The sequence below is a fragment of the Streptococcus ilei genome, assembly GCF_000479335.1.
Lineage (GTDB): Bacteria > Bacillota > Bacilli > Lactobacillales > Streptococcaceae > Streptococcus > Streptococcus ilei.
In genome coordinates, this window is sequence record NC_022584.1 from 1,429,121 (window position 1) to 1,443,301 (window position 14,181).

A 14,181-nucleotide genomic window follows, 5' to 3' on the forward strand; every position below is an offset into this window, starting at 1 on the left:
AACTTATTCTCCCCAAGTGGATTCAAAGTGACCTTTTTGCTCTGATTCTTCAGGCAGCTTCATATAATCGCCATAGATCTTTGTCAGATATGCATCCGGATCGGCATGACCACTGATTTTAATAGTTTCAAAATCAAGGAGTTGTGGCTCCCCGAATACTTCTTTGTAGGCCAATTCTCTCTCGCGATAGGATCCTAAGACATTCCCCACGAGATCACTTGTCTCAAAGTCATATTTTTTGATCGTATTTTGTAACTTCTGATTGATTTTTTCAGTATTTAGTAACTTGTCTAGGTGAAGGACCTTAGAGACCTTCACAATTGTATTTTCAAAGAAACCTCGGTCGCGATTATGCAGGCGATTAATAACAGATATTTTTGAAAGGGCACGATAATACTTAATTTTATTGGTGTGTAAGAAATAGTGGAAACCATCTGATGGATAACCATCTAAAGGAAACACATCGATAAAAGGACTACACACAACACCACCAAATTCAATTTGAAGGGAAGTATCCATGATGGATGTGTTACCCAAATTATCATCATGGATTCTTAGGATGACATGATCCGGCAATTCCTTTTCGCAAATTTCCAGGAATTTTTCATAATCTTTTCTAGGCATTCCTAAATCCATATCATCATCCCAGGGAATAAATCCTTTGTGACGAATAGCTCCTAATAAAGTCCCACCTAAAGCATAATAGCGAAGATTGTACTTAGAACAAATCTCAATATACTTTTCTAATAAGGACAACTCTCCTAATTGAATCTGTCTTACTTTACTCATTCTTACTTCGCTCCATCTCGTTTAAACACAACTTTGATCGTTTTCAGCAATATTTTAATATCTGACCAGATCGTCCAGCCATCAATATAAGATATATCTAAGCGAACGACTTCGTCAAAGTCTGTAATTTCGCTACGACCACTCACCTGCCAAAGCCCTGTAATACCAGGCTTAAAACTCAAGCGGCGTTTTTGTTCTGGAGTGTATTTCTCATACTCATCCACTGTTGGCGGACGGGTTCCAACCAGACTCATATCTCCCTTTAGAACATTGAAGAATTGTGGTAACTCATCTAGACTGGTCTTGCGGATAAAGCGCCCAATCGGCGTAATCCGAGGGTCATTGTCCATTTTGAACATGCCACCGGTCATGGTGTTTTGATCCAACAATTCTTTTTTCCGCTCCTCTGCATCGACATACATCGAACGGAATTTATAAAATTTGAAATAGCGCCCATTTTTCCCGACCCGTTTCTGGACAAAAATAGCAGGACCTCCATCCTTGCGAATCAAAGGTACCAATACAATCGCTACCAAGCCACAGATAACCAAGCCTACCAAGGAGCCACAGATATCGATCACACGTTTCGCGGTCACGTGGCTAGGTTTGTAGAAGTTAGTCGAGAAAGTGACGACATTGAGCCCAGCCACTTCTCGAATCCGTTTGTTGCCAGCAAAGTTCAAATCAAAAGCATTGAGGTTAACGGTGACGTCAATCCCCATAGTCTCAAATTGTGAGACATACTCACCAATGTCATACTCTTCACTTGGAAGATTGAGAAAGACTTCGTCTACCACTTCATAGGTCGCAAAGGTTAACAGGTCTTCCTTCGGAACAACCCGAACAGTTGGGTGTTGAAAGTTTGGGCGGTCCAATACTGTGACAGCTATTACTTCTCCACCGCTATCATTTGACGAAAGAAGCCGATCCAGAACTTTATCCAGACGAGAATTTGCCGTAATCAAGAGAATCTTGTGACTTCCTTTAAGGCTGTAATAGAAGCGTCGCCAATAGCGTTTGATGAGGTAGTTCATCAAATAAAGGACAAGAGTATGACTAACCAAAAAGTAAATCATCCCCCGACGAGAAAGGGAGAATTTCTCCTCCAAAAAGAAGCTCGAAAAACTGATGGCGAGCGCGAAACACAAGCTATATTTCAAAGTTTGTAAGAAATCAACTAGATGGCCCCGCTTGAAATAATCTTGGTTGTAATCGCTGACGTAGAAAGCTACGTAATGCAATAAATATAGATAGAAAATTGTATTAGAGTGGATTTCTGTCTCTGTCACAAAACTAAACACATAAGCCACAACTAAGACTGGTAAACTTTGAACAAAGGCCAAAGCAAATTTGTGAAATCCCCTTCCTTCTGTCATAATATCCCTATCCTATTCCTTATCTTTTTTTCCCATAATTGCCATAGTTCCCGTAATTACCATAGGAACCATATTTCTCTAATTGAATATCAAATTTATTAAGGACCACTCCTAGGAAAGGTGTCCCCGTCTGTTCCAGTTGCTCTTTGGCCTTCTGCACAGCCTTGCGACTCACAGCCCCTGCCGCCGTCACAATTAAGCTTCCATCACAGCGTTGAGCAATAATCGCTGCATCAATTACCATCCCAATCGGAGGAGTATCAACAATAATGTAGTCGTAGTGATTGCGAAGCGCCTCAAGGATGACCTCGAAGTTTTTGCTTTGCAAGAGACCTGTCGGGTTTGGAGAAATCTGACCGGACAAGAGAACGTCCAGTTTTGGATAGTCTGTTGTCGCAATCGCTTGGGAAATCTCACTCTTCCCAGAAAGTACTTCTGTCAATCCAGCGACACGTCCTTGGCTCTTGAAGACACCTGTCATGACCGAATTACGGATATCCGCATCGATCAACAAGGTACGATAGCCCGCACGCGCAAAGGCTGTCGCCAAATTCGTAGAAATGGTTGATTTTCCTTCGTTTGGTTGCACAGATGAGATGGCAACGACCTTAATATTGGTCCCACTCAACTGAATATTGGTACTCAAGGCATTAAAATACTCTTCGGCCTGAGTCATCGCTGCTAATTTGCTTTTTACAATTTCTAAGGTTGCCATGAATTCTCCCTCTTACAGTTTCTTCACATTAGGGATCACACCTAATAGTGTGATGCCCATCACTTCTTCAATATCTTCTGGTTTCTTCACACGGTCATCCAATACCTCTGACAAGATCACCAGAATAGAAATCAAGACACCACCAAGGACAAAGCCAATGACAACATTTCGTTTGATATTTGGTGAAGAAGGATTTTGCGGGACAACTGCCTCATCCAATGTTGTCACGTCAGACACCTTGGTTACAGCAATAATTTTTTCTGCCGCTACATCTTTCAAGCCATTCGCGATGCGAGCTGCTTCTTGTGGATCTGGGTCTGATGCAGTGATGGACAAAATCCGAGTATCTGTCGGAACTGCCACTGAGACTTTCTTAGCAAGCTCTGCTGGAGTCATTTCCAACTTCAACTCTTCAATGGCCTGGTTCAAGACATTTTGAGAAAGGATAATCTCGCGATAGTCTTTAACCAAATAGGATCCCGCTTGAAGATCTTGGTTAGTCAAGGCATTGTTTTCTTGGTTCTGACGGCTGACCACGTAGATACGGCTGGTACTTTGATAGATCTTTTTCGCTACAAAAGCGCTGTACCCTAGGGCTCCAATCGCAAACAGCAAGGCCGTAATGATAATTGAGAATTTACGACGCCATAAGGTTTTAAAGAGGGAGACCACATCCAACTCGATCTCTTTGCTCTCTTGGTTTTTCATATTCACTTTCTCCTTTTCAATCCCCGTGATGGAACTTGATTGTTAAAATAATTCGTTATCCAATAATGTTTGTTGATTTTCAACAAAGAGGGCACGTGCCCGGTCACTTCCGTAACGTTTTTCAATCAACTGATAAGCTTTTTCCATGTATGGAGGGCGCTGATCGACATTGTGCATATCGCTTGCAACGAAATGGACCAAGTCCTTGTCCAAGAAATATTGGGCACGATGTTTCATGAACTTGTAGCGATCACCAAACAGTTTAGGCTTGAGGACACTAGAACTATTGATCTGGGTATAGCATCCCATTCGGATCAATTCCCGCACCCGTTTTTCATTCTTTTCCAAACAGTGGTACCGTTCAATATGGGCAACCACCGGAGTCACTCCTAAGCGCAAGACTGCACTTAAGGCTTGGTGAATCTCCTTGTAAGGCGTCGCCATACTAAATTCAATCAAGGCAAAGCTGGTCTCAGCCAGCGTCGGAATGGTCCCAGCTTCTAACTTTTCTAAGATATCTCGCGTATAGTAGATTTCTGCTCCGAAATGCAAAGTCATTTCTGGCAGATAGGTCTCCACCATCTCTTTTACTGCCAAGTAGTTTTGATAGATCTTTTCTTCTGGGGTTTCAAACATCCCTTTTCGACGATGAGATGTCGAAACGATGGTACGAACCCCCTGACGGTAGCTTTCCTCGATGAGGAACTTGCTATCCTCAATCGTCTTTGGTCCATCATCCACATCAAAGACAATGTGTGAATGAATATCAATCATTGTTTTTTCCTTCCATGATTTGGTTTATCTTTTCTTTGGCTTGTGCCACACTATCAGCGTTCAGCTCCATCATGTAGAGGGTGGATCCTGGCATAGCATATGAAGGCAAATCATTTCGTCCTTGTCCAGTGACAGCTTGTGAAGTCACCTTGTAACTTCCGCCAGTCTCCAACTGGGTATTCACCAAATTCATAATCGTTGGCAAGGGCATATTGGTTTGCAAGGAATCTTGTAAACCAGAAATGATTTCATTGTAATTGCTCAATGCTTTGGTCGATGTTAATTTATGGATAATGGCTGCGATCACTTTTTCTTGGTTCTTCCCACGATCGTTGTCTCCACCTTCGAGAGAGTAACGTTCACGGACAAAGCCAAGGGCCTGTTCCGAATCCAAGTGGACTTTTCCTACAGGGAAGTGGTAGTTCCCGTGTAGACTTGTAAATTCTTGATCATTTTCTACATCAATCCCTCCGACTAAGTCGACAAGCTTCAAGAAGGAGGTGAAGTTCAAACGGACATAGTAGTCAATCTTGATGCCATACAGATTTTCTAGGGTATGAATAGATGCATCTACTCCATAAATCCCAGCGTGGGTCAATTTATCCCCTTGGTTGTTTCCGCCATCGGCGATCGGTACATAGGCATCACGCGGAGTGGTGGTCAACAAGACTTGCTTGGTCTTTCGGTTGACCGTCATAATAATATTGACATCAGATCGAGAAACCGAAGTGACTGGACCGTAAGTATCAATCCCACTGACATAGATGTTAAAGGTGTCCGCATTCGCATCTGCCTTGGCTTTGGTTTCAACTTGACGGCGAATCTTGTAAGAGTAAATTTTCTTCAATTTTTTCGCATAGTCAGCATCCACACTTGCAATGGTATCTTCAAAGGTACTATTCAAGGCAATGGCTTTTGTCTTGTCTTCTTGTAGGGCCTGGTAAGCTGCCACATAAGATTCCACATCTTCAATCGTCAAGTCATGCTGGCGCGTTTTCTTCACTTCCTCTACCAAGGCTTGAAGATCGTCTGCATTGTTATTCCCCGTAGGTGCCGCTACACTACTAATTTCTTTGATATCTTGGATTGGACTATCCGCTTTGACATAGACAGCCATTTCAAATTCCGTATAGTTGGCATTTCGGTTCACATTTCCAGCGACATCGACCAATTGCTGGGTAACATAGGTCCCCACGGAGGTCCCTAGCAAGCCCAGAACCAATAAAAATAGCGTCGTCTTTTTAGCCTTGCCTGCAAGGATCAAACCCAAGGTTAAAAAAAGTCCGCCAACTAGCAAGGCCGTCACAAGGATATTCAAATAACGGAAAGCTAGGATATTGTAGCTAAAGATATTATAAAGAAAGAGTCCAGCCACAAGTAGCGTTAAGACCCAGAGACCACTATTGACAATACGTAGCTGATCCCAACTGCTCGTTCTGGTTGAACGTTTGTTTTTTCTACTTCGATTCATTTCATCCCCCATACTATTTTCTTAAATATTATAACATAAAATCATCCTAAAAATCGGAATCTAGGCCCAATTCTCCACTATTAATTTTATACTATTCTGAGCTCTCTGTACAGCAATATGGGACAAAGAAATGAGTAAATAAAAAAGGTGAGGAAACTCACCTTTTTGAATGTAGATAAACTATTATTTTACATAAAACAGCTAGTTACTCTTCAAAAATGATTTATTTTGCCATTTAAGAAGATTAAAAACTTTCCGCTGTGAGAAAAGTGCCTGAAACACAATAATTTCAGGCACTCGGGAGTTTTGAGACCCTAGGCTCAAAACTAAGTCATGGAACTTCTTCGAAGTTCGCTGACGTCCGCACTCACCTAAGGAAAGTTTTTCGGAAGACTTTATCTTCAATCTGAAGGTGAGAAAACTCACCTTTTGTATAGATTTATACTTTATCTTTTGAGGTTGAACTTGTATCTGAATCCTTGCTAGTTGAGTCACTCTGTGAGGAATTGCTTCCTTTACGAGTTTCAGCTCCATCAGCAGAGTATTCGTTTACAAAGATTTCCTTACGCAATTCAAGGAAGCTTTCATCACTAAGGATGTAACGTCCTTCTTTGGTTTTCGTCAATTCCAAAGTGTACTCGCGTGGTTCGATGTAACCAAAGTCTTCATTCAAGCGGTCAAAGGCATAATAGAACAAGAAGTTGTTCAATAGAGACAAGCGTTTTTCTAGATCTGGATCTGTGTTGTCTTCTAATTTTTTAACATCTTCAATTCCGTTTTCAAAAAGACTAGATTTTGCACGGTTGATCAAGTTAGCCAAGTCACGTGTTGCAATGGCACGAGATTTGAACGTAACTGTCGCAGTATCTCCTTCGTCTTCAACCTTAGTGATTTCATAGTCATCACCAATAGTTGCTAGCACTTTGAAACGAGCTTGGTCAAACAATTCTAAGATTTTTTCTGGCGTGAATGTTTCAGTTGAGAGTTCAAGTGTAAAGTCTTCTGCAGGTAGATATTTTGAGGCATTTTCATCAACAAATTTTTCGGTAATTTGTTTTTTCCACTTGTCAACTGACGTTCCCATCAAGGTTGTGAAACCAGAAGAATGGTCAGTGAAGATGGCACGAAGAATGATATCTCCATCTTTCTCAATTTGTTTTTTGTTTTTTCCTCTTTTGACTCACTAGATTGTTCTACTTTATCCTCTTTGGCTGCTTTTTTCTCAGTAGCTGGTTTTGACGAACAAGCTACCAACAACAACAAGCAGGCTGGTAAGACACCATATTTTACGAGCTTTTTCATAAGTTCTCCTTATTTTTTATAGATTATGTTCATTATACCAAAAATAGCCTCCCTGAACATTCTTAGACAAGCCTATGTAAATAAATTGTAATATTTTGTCTCTACTTCGTAATAAAAAAGACCCCTTCTCTTGCGGAGGGATCTCATCGCCTATAGCATGGGCGCAAATAACTGCATAATCTCTTTGATCAAATACTGGTACCAGGTGATTCGGAAAGTGTCCAATTTGATCTGCTGAGACACGGAGAAAATCTCTTCAAAATCAGTTCGGATCTTGGTCAATTCTGGGCTTCGATACATCCAGACAGCATTCTCATAGTGATGGACTAGACTCCGATAGTCAAAATTGATGGTCCCGACTACTGCGACTTCATCATCGGCCAATACTTGCTTGCTATGGATAAAGCCTGGAGTGTACTCATAGATTTTTACCCCTGCTTCCATCAGGTCTGGATAAGCCCCTCGTGTAACGATTTGGATCAACTTTTTATCCGGAATGGAGGGGGTCACGATGCGTACGTCAACGCCTCGGAGTGCCGCATTTCGAATATCTTCTGTCAAATCATAATCAATGATTAAATAAGGGGTCGTAATATAGACATAGTCCGTTGCCTGATTGATGATATTCTGATACACAGCCTTACCAACCTGGGACTTATAGATCGGTTTCGGTCCACTACCAAAGGGGATATAGAAACCTTCACCATCTACCGCTTGGTTTTCCATATGGTATTTATCAAAATCTTCAATTTCTCCCTGGTTAATGTACCAGTTCATGAGAAAAAGTCGCGTCAAGGCCTTGACGGCTCGACCGTCCAAGCGCACTGCACTATCTTTCCAATGGCCGAAGCGTTCTCTCTGGTTGATATACTCATCCGCTAGGTTGACCCCACCTGTATAGCCAATCTGACCATCAATGACCAAGATCTTTCTGTGGTCTCGGTTGTTATAGGCCACCGTTAATCGTGGCACCACCTTGTTAAACTTATGGGCATCAATCCCTAACTTGCGCAAGCGTTTAGAATAGTTTCCCTTGAGGGTCGCCATACAGCCAATATCATCGTATAACAGCTTCACTTCGACCCCTTCTTTAACTTTCTCAAGTAGGATATCTAGGATGCTGTTCCACATCAGACCTTCCTCGATGATATAAAATTCGAGAAAGATAAATTTCTTGGCTGAGCGCAAATCCTCCAACAATTGTGGAAACATCTGATCCCCTAGTGGGAAAAAGGTCGAAACTGTCCCGTTGTAGAGATCTGCATTGTGGTCCATGGATAGAATAGACTTGACCATCCCATAAACGGCCTTACTCTCTTCCTTTAACTGGAGGCGAAGCACGCGGCTCTTGTCCTCACGGAAATTCATGGACTCCATATTTTCCAACTGAACCATTTCTTTTTTGGACAGACGACGCTCCCCAAACATGAGGTAAAGAAGGGAACCAAAGACGGGGATGACGGCAATCAAGAGCCAGGTCACCTTGCTCTCTGGAGGCATATTGCGGTTGACGATCGCCAAAATGGTCGAGATATACAAGAGGACCATGATAGTGACAGACATCCAATTTGGGAACCATCCATTAAGCCAAAAGAAGGCCGCAAAAGACAGCCAGAGTTCGAACCCCATAAAGAGGATACTGAACCCATATTTGGACATTAACAATCGAATCTTTCGAAAACTCACCCTCATTCTCCTTCTTTTATAATCCCTACTAGTATACCAGTTCTAAGAAGGGAGCGCAAACCCGATAAAATGAAAAAAGAGAGTGGGACAGAAATCGGTCATTCGTTAGAATTCGATTTCGTCGTCCCACCTCCGCACAGTTGAGTAGGGCTGTAAAAGCTGATGAAATCAGCGTAGTAGAGCCCACTCAACCACTGCGTCTTGCTCGACAATCCAAAGACAATTGAGAGGCTAGGATTTCTGTCCCACTCTCACTTCTGCTAGTTTATTGCTTGGTCAGAACGATCGTATCCTGATCACCCAAGTCTTGGTCCGTTTCTTTCAGGGTCAATTGTTGACCCTCTAATTGATAGCGGTAACCATCATCTCCGATAAAAATGATCTGGTTGGTAGCATCTAGCTTGACCTGTTTCAGCTCTTGCTCTCCATCTGCCTCTACAGCTGTCCAAGTCCCTGAATCACCAGTGATGACGAGAGTCACTTGATCACTTTCATCCATTCCCATATAGGTTCCGTCAAGACCAGTTTGGTTCACCTGCGGGCTGGTTGTTGTCTGTTTAGAAGATGTCGCCGTTGTTGTCGTCGCACTTGATGAAGTATTCGTTTGCGATGGTGTTTGCTGATTTGAACACGCTCCAAGTAGGAGGACTGTAGCTGTTGCTAATAAAACAGTCATTTTCTTTGCCATGGATGGTCTCCTTTCGCGCCAACTTTTTTAACGGACTTCCCCGTTCATTTGTGGCTCACCTTTAGTATACGATAGAGGTAGTTTTCGGTCAATCTTTATGACTGACCGATGAGGGTTACTGCCTATAAAGGATTCTTTCCTTGCTCTAGTAGATAAGCGCGTACTTCTGAAATGAAGTAGAGTGAGCCAGTGACAAATAGCACCTCTTGGCCATCTTGTCGGCTATAAAAATCCTGTAAGTAATCTCTGAAATCAGCTACATAAGGATAGCCTAAGCCATCCGCCTCTTGGACAACTTCCCCATAAGCAAAGGTCGTCACCGTTAAGTCCGCCTCCGGCAAGTCTCTTGAAAAGATCTCCAACATCCCCTTGTAATCTTTGCGCTTTAACGCACCAAAGAGGATCTTCACCCGTTTATCTGAAAAGGTGCGCGCATATTCGACCAAGCGATGGATGGCATGAGGGTTATGAGCGCCATCTAGATAGACGCCTTGGTCAAAGTTTTCCAGACGACCCGGCCAGCTAGTCGCTTGCAAAGCCTCCCGAACACCGTTTTCATCGACCGCCAGACCTCTCTGCTCCATGAAGAGGAAAAAGGCTTCGAGAGCCACCGCAGCATTCTCTTCCTGATAAGCTCCATTGAGCCCAATTTTCAGTGAGTCAAACCGATGCTGCGCATCTTGAAAGACGCCCTTCACCAGTTGGAAATCTTCTCCATAGCGAGCTAGCGGACAGCCTATTGCTTGGGCCTTTTCTATGCAGACTTGCTCAGCCTCTTTAGCCAGTGGACCGATAACAGCCGGCTTCCCGGCTTTAAAGATCCCAGCTTTTTGCCTAGCAATGGCCTCTAGGCTTCCTCCCAAGGTCTCCTGATGATCCAGCCCTACTGAGGTGATCACTGCTACCTCTCCTGTGATGACATTGGTCGTATCAAGGAGGCCTCCGATCCCAACCTCGATCAAGGCCAGGTCTACTTTTTGTTCATGGAAATACAAAAAGGCCAAGAGGGTGATGATTTCAAAGTAAGAGAGTTGGTCGTGAGTCTCAAGAAGCTGAGACTCCATCGCTTGAATGCTCTGACCCAAGCGAATCAGATTTTGATCCGAAATTGGTTGCCCATTGATACAAATCCGATCATGCATACTAACAATATGCGGAGAAGTAAAGGTCCCGACTTTTAGGCCATGTTGTTGGAATAGCTGGCGCATAAACGCAATGGTCGAGCCCTTACCGTTGGTCCCCGTCACATGGATCATCGGAACAGCTTCACGAGGGTCCCCTAAGAGCTTTACAGCCTGTTGCATCCGCCCCAAGCCTGAACGAAAATTGAGTCCAATTCGGCTATTCATCCATTCTTCAATTTGATTCATATCTTTCTCCTAAAAGAAAAGAGCGATCAAGCCTTGTTGCTGGCTCACGCTCTGCTATTTCTTTGGTTTCTTATTTCACTTCCAATATTTTTAGAAGCTGGGCTAAAAACATCCACTGGACTTACCAACTCTTTCCAATCTCTTGGAGTTGGGGTGATACAGTCTCCCAGACTTACTTGCGGTTTTCATTTTCAGCGCAAGGCTAAAAACGTCCCCCGGACTTCCTGCTTTTTCTTGTTTCTTGAAGCAGGGCTAAAAACATCCACTGGATGTTTCAACTCTTTCTAGTTTCTAGGAGTTGAGGTGATACAGTCTCCCAGACTGTATCACTCCTCCATAAAGCTGTTGAAGACTTCTTCAATCATGTTCCATTCATCATCTGAATCTTCTGGGATTGGTTGAAGGTCGCCTTCTGTTCCGTCTTCGTTTTCAGTAAATGAGTAAGCTTGGATTTCTACTTCACCGTTTTCATCTTCTTCTGCATTTGCAGGAATCAAAAGAACATAGTTTTTACCAAATTCTTCTTTTCCATCAATGGTCAAAAGGATTTCAAACAAGGTTTCGTTTCCTTGCTCATCTACCAATGTAATCAATTCGCGTTCGTCATGGTTGTGGTCATGATCATGATTGTGTGCCATCTTATTTCCTCTTTTTTCTAAAATTTTCGATCTAAATAATTTTGCAAAATCAACTGGGCAGCCAATTTATCAATTACTTTTTTTCGCTTATTTCGGCTGATATCTGCTTGTTCAATCAGCATCCGCTCTGCGGCAACGGTCGTCAAACGCTCGTCCTGATACTCAACCGGCAAGTTGAATAACTCTTCAAGGCGCTTTCCATAAGCTTGACTCGCTTCCACTCGAGGACCGCTTGTGTTGTTCATGTTTTTCGGCAAACCAACGACAAAACGATCAACCCGGTATTCCTTCACCAGTTCAGAGAGACGGTCAAAACCAAACTCTCCTTTCTCCTCATCAATCTGAATAATCTCCAGACCTTGAGCAGTAAAACCTAATGGATCACTGATGGCTACTCCGACAGTCTTCGAGCCAACGTCTAGTCCCATAATTCTCATTAGAGATCGATCCCTTGCCCTTTCAAGTAGTAACGAACCAATTCTTCAACAATTTCATCTCGTTCGTACTTACGAATTTGGTTGCGAGCGTTGTTATAACGAGGTACATAAGCAGGATCACCACTGAGTACATAACCAACGATTTGATTGATTGGATTGTAGCCCTTCTCATCCAAAGATAAGTAGACATCCTTTAATGTATCACTAATTTCTTTACGGTTTGAATCGTCAAGATTAAAACGTACTGTTTCGTCTGTAAATCCCACAATACCACCCTCTTTCTTTATATTCATACTATTATATCATAATTTCCATACTTTCTCAAACGAAAATTACTGATTTCATGGGCTTTCTTGGACTTTTTATCACTTGTTTCCGAAAACAATCTGCTATATTTTTTCAATGACTTTATTTTACTTCTTTAAAGCCATTCTTTTCCATGTTTTTGATGAAGAGCGTTGGAGAATAGGTCTTGATCATTTTGCAAATTTCTCCCAAGTCTTCGCTGTTTTTAATGTCATCGAAGTCTACTTTATCAGGGTCAATCTCAATCTCAGAGACCATTGCTTCACCTGTCCAATCTGATGTCACGGTGATTCCATCGTAGTCTCTCAATTCATCAATGCCACCTTCACCTTCGTAACCTTCGATCAAGGCTTGCTTGGCACCTTCTTTATCATCCTCAGCATCAATCATCTTCTTGATTTCAGCTTTGAATTCATCCGACACATGAGTCGCTAGTTTGATGGAAACTTTTTTGTATTTCTTTCCTTGGTAGGATACAGTCACTGTGATTTCCTGTTTACCTACCACGTCAACCTCATCAACATCTCTGTCAATCTTAAAGGTCCGAGTGATGACGCTATCTTTCGATAGGGAGTTGCCCCCTTTTGATTGAGAATTCCCACAACCTACCAAGACAAGCAATCCAGCAACGACCAGTAATAGAAATTTTTTCATGTTTTCTCCTTATTCTTCTTTTGCTCCATTACGGAGTAGATTATTCATATACTCTGTTGGTGTCAACTTCAACAAATCCGCAATATTCGCTGATTTGAAGTACTCTAACTCAACCGCTTTTTTAGTATCCAACTGAGTGAAGTCATAGGTGATGACCGTTTGGTATTCATTTTCATTTGGTACGGTCAGTTCAATGGTAAAGCCTGGAAGAGTCCGTGCCTGTTGGAGTTGTTCATCCTTGTCCATCGACTCCACCATCAATCGTTGGGCTTCTTCGAGGCCGACCTCTCGAATGGCTTTTTTCAATTCATCACTGGCAGGAGTGGTATTGGTCATGACCAATTTTTGTAATTGTTCCCCTTGATAGGTGATGGTCTGTTCTTGGCGAATACCTTTCTCATCTGTCGGAAGGACAAAATGCTTGGTAAAGACTTGCTGTTCTTCTGCCTTTTCTAACAGATTTCGATTTTCTTTATTGAATGATTCAATTTTAGCACTGTTGGATTTTTGAACACTGGAAGAATCGGTTTTCCCATGTTTCTTCTGTCCACAAGCTGTCAGCGCCAGAAGCAAGACTCCTAGACAAATAAGCTTCTTTTTCATGTTTTCTCCTTTGATAAGCTTCTATAAAAGGGATTTTCCCCACAGAAGTATTGTACCATAGAATGCCCCGCAAAAACATTCTTACAACCATTTTTTCGTGGATTCTTTGACCGGATACAAAAGAAAAAGTCGAGATTCTGACATCTCGACTCTTCTCAGTAGCTAAACGATTGGCTACTTTTCTTATAGGGCTGCTCTTAAGCGAGCCTCCGCATTTTCAACATTTCGTACAGAACGTGGTAAAAAGGCTCGAATATCATCTTCCTTATAACCAACTTGAAGTCGCTTGTTATCCACTAGGATAGGACTTTTCAAGATTCGTGGTGTTTCTAAGATGATATCGATGACTTCATTCATGCTGAGGTCTTCAATATCGACACCTAGATTCTTAGCGTATCGGTTTTTTGAAGAAACGATACTTGCAATGCCATTTTCTGTTTTGGTCAAAATATCGAGTAATTCTTCTTTTGTAATCCCTTCTTTACCAAGGTTTTGTTCTTTATAGATCAACTGATGAGCATTTAGCCAAGTTTTGGCTTTTTTACAACTCGTGCAACTTGAAACTGTGTAAATTTTAATCATGCATGCACTCCTTTCGCCACACGATAATAACATTGTAGTATATTATACCATAAAAACCATCAGTCTTTCGACCTATTTTGAA

The 14,181-nt window shown here is 42.2% G+C and carries 17 protein-coding genes; all 17 read right to left on the reverse strand.

Going from position 1 to position 14,181, the window contains the following annotated elements; genetic code table 11:
- Positions 1 to 3: 3 nt before the first annotated feature.
- Positions 4 to 789 (reverse strand): LicD family protein, encoded by a 786-nt coding sequence (locus N596_RS06610; protein ID WP_023024689.1) that lies wholly within the window; start codon positions 787 to 789, stop codon positions 4 to 6.
- Between the two features lie 2 nt (positions 790 to 791).
- The gene (locus tag N596_RS06615) at positions 792 to 2,165 is read right to left on the reverse strand and encodes a sugar transferase (protein ID WP_023027372.1); all 1,374 of its coding nucleotides are present in this window, start codon (positions 2,163 to 2,165) and stop codon (positions 792 to 794) included.
- A gap of 19 nt (positions 2,166 to 2,184) precedes the next feature.
- Complete coding sequence (locus N596_RS06620) at positions 2,185 to 2,880, reverse strand: tyrosine-protein kinase (protein ID WP_023027373.1); 696 nt, start codon at positions 2,878 to 2,880, stop codon at positions 2,185 to 2,187.
- A 12-nt stretch (positions 2,881 to 2,892) separates the two neighbouring features.
- Positions 2,893 to 3,588, reverse strand: coding sequence for a Wzz/FepE/Etk N-terminal domain-containing protein (locus N596_RS06625; protein WP_023024692.1), 696 nt, complete (start codon positions 3,586 to 3,588; stop codon positions 2,893 to 2,895).
- Positions 3,589 to 3,630: 42 nt separating this feature from the next.
- On the reverse strand, positions 3,631 to 4,362 hold the full coding sequence (gene cps4B, locus N596_RS06630; RefSeq protein ID WP_023027374.1) for a capsular polysaccharide biosynthesis protein Cps4B: 732 nt from the start codon (positions 4,360 to 4,362) through the stop codon (positions 3,631 to 3,633).
- Complete coding sequence (gene cpsA / locus N596_RS06635) at positions 4,355 to 5,833, reverse strand: LCP family glycopolymer transferase CpsA (protein WP_042361442.1); 1,479 nt, start codon at positions 5,831 to 5,833, stop codon at positions 4,355 to 4,357. Before cpsA ends, cps4B begins: the two co-directional genes overlap by 8 nt.
- Before the next feature lie 439 nt (positions 5,834 to 6,272).
- Complete coding sequence (locus N596_RS06640; protein ID WP_042361290.1) at positions 6,273 to 6,917, reverse strand: hypothetical protein; 645 nt, start codon at positions 6,915 to 6,917, stop codon at positions 6,273 to 6,275.
- Positions 6,917 to 7,135: a hypothetical protein gene (locus N596_RS06645; protein ID WP_042361291.1), complete on the reverse strand. Its 219-nt coding sequence runs from the start codon at positions 7,133 to 7,135 to the stop codon at positions 6,917 to 6,919. The genes N596_RS06640 and N596_RS06645 overlap by 1 nt, the downstream gene beginning before the upstream one ends.
- Before the next feature lie 150 nt (positions 7,136 to 7,285).
- Positions 7,286 to 8,821, reverse strand: a complete 1,536-nt coding sequence (gene cls, locus N596_RS06650) for a cardiolipin synthase (RefSeq protein ID WP_023027376.1) — start codon at positions 8,819 to 8,821, stop codon at positions 7,286 to 7,288.
- Between the two features lie 265 nt (positions 8,822 to 9,086).
- Complete coding sequence (locus N596_RS06655) at positions 9,087 to 9,509, reverse strand: SP_0198 family lipoprotein (protein WP_023027377.1); 423 nt, start codon at positions 9,507 to 9,509, stop codon at positions 9,087 to 9,089.
- Positions 9,510 to 9,631: 122 nt separating this feature from the next.
- On the reverse strand, positions 9,632 to 10,879 hold the full coding sequence (locus N596_RS06660; protein WP_023027378.1) for a bifunctional folylpolyglutamate synthase/dihydrofolate synthase: 1,248 nt from the start codon (positions 10,877 to 10,879) through the stop codon (positions 9,632 to 9,634).
- Between the two features lie 326 nt (positions 10,880 to 11,205).
- Positions 11,206 to 11,517, reverse strand: a complete 312-nt coding sequence (locus tag N596_RS06665) for a DUF1292 domain-containing protein (protein WP_006595405.1) — start codon at positions 11,515 to 11,517, stop codon at positions 11,206 to 11,208.
- A 17-nt stretch (positions 11,518 to 11,534) separates the two neighbouring features.
- Entirely contained in the window at positions 11,535 to 11,954 is a 420-nt protein-coding gene (gene ruvX / locus N596_RS06670) for a Holliday junction resolvase RuvX (protein ID WP_023027379.1), read from the reverse strand.
- Complete coding sequence (locus tag N596_RS06675; RefSeq protein WP_006597020.1) at positions 11,954 to 12,220, reverse strand: IreB family regulatory phosphoprotein; 267 nt, start codon at positions 12,218 to 12,220, stop codon at positions 11,954 to 11,956. Before N596_RS06675 ends, ruvX begins: the two co-directional genes overlap by 1 nt.
- 142 nt (positions 12,221 to 12,362) lie before the next feature.
- A complete protein-coding gene (locus N596_RS06680; protein WP_023027380.1) occupies positions 12,363 to 12,914 on the reverse strand; it encodes an SP0191 family lipoprotein in 552 nt (183 codons plus the stop codon).
- 9 nt (positions 12,915 to 12,923) lie between these two features.
- The gene (locus tag N596_RS06685) at positions 12,924 to 13,517 is read right to left on the reverse strand and encodes an SP0191 family lipoprotein (RefSeq protein ID WP_023027381.1); all 594 of its coding nucleotides are present in this window, start codon (positions 13,515 to 13,517) and stop codon (positions 12,924 to 12,926) included.
- Positions 13,518 to 13,700: 183 nt separating this feature from the next.
- On the reverse strand, positions 13,701 to 14,099 hold the full coding sequence (gene spx / locus N596_RS06690; RefSeq protein ID WP_006595399.1) for a transcriptional regulator Spx: 399 nt from the start codon (positions 14,097 to 14,099) through the stop codon (positions 13,701 to 13,703).
- Positions 14,100 to 14,181: the final 82 nt, after the last annotated feature.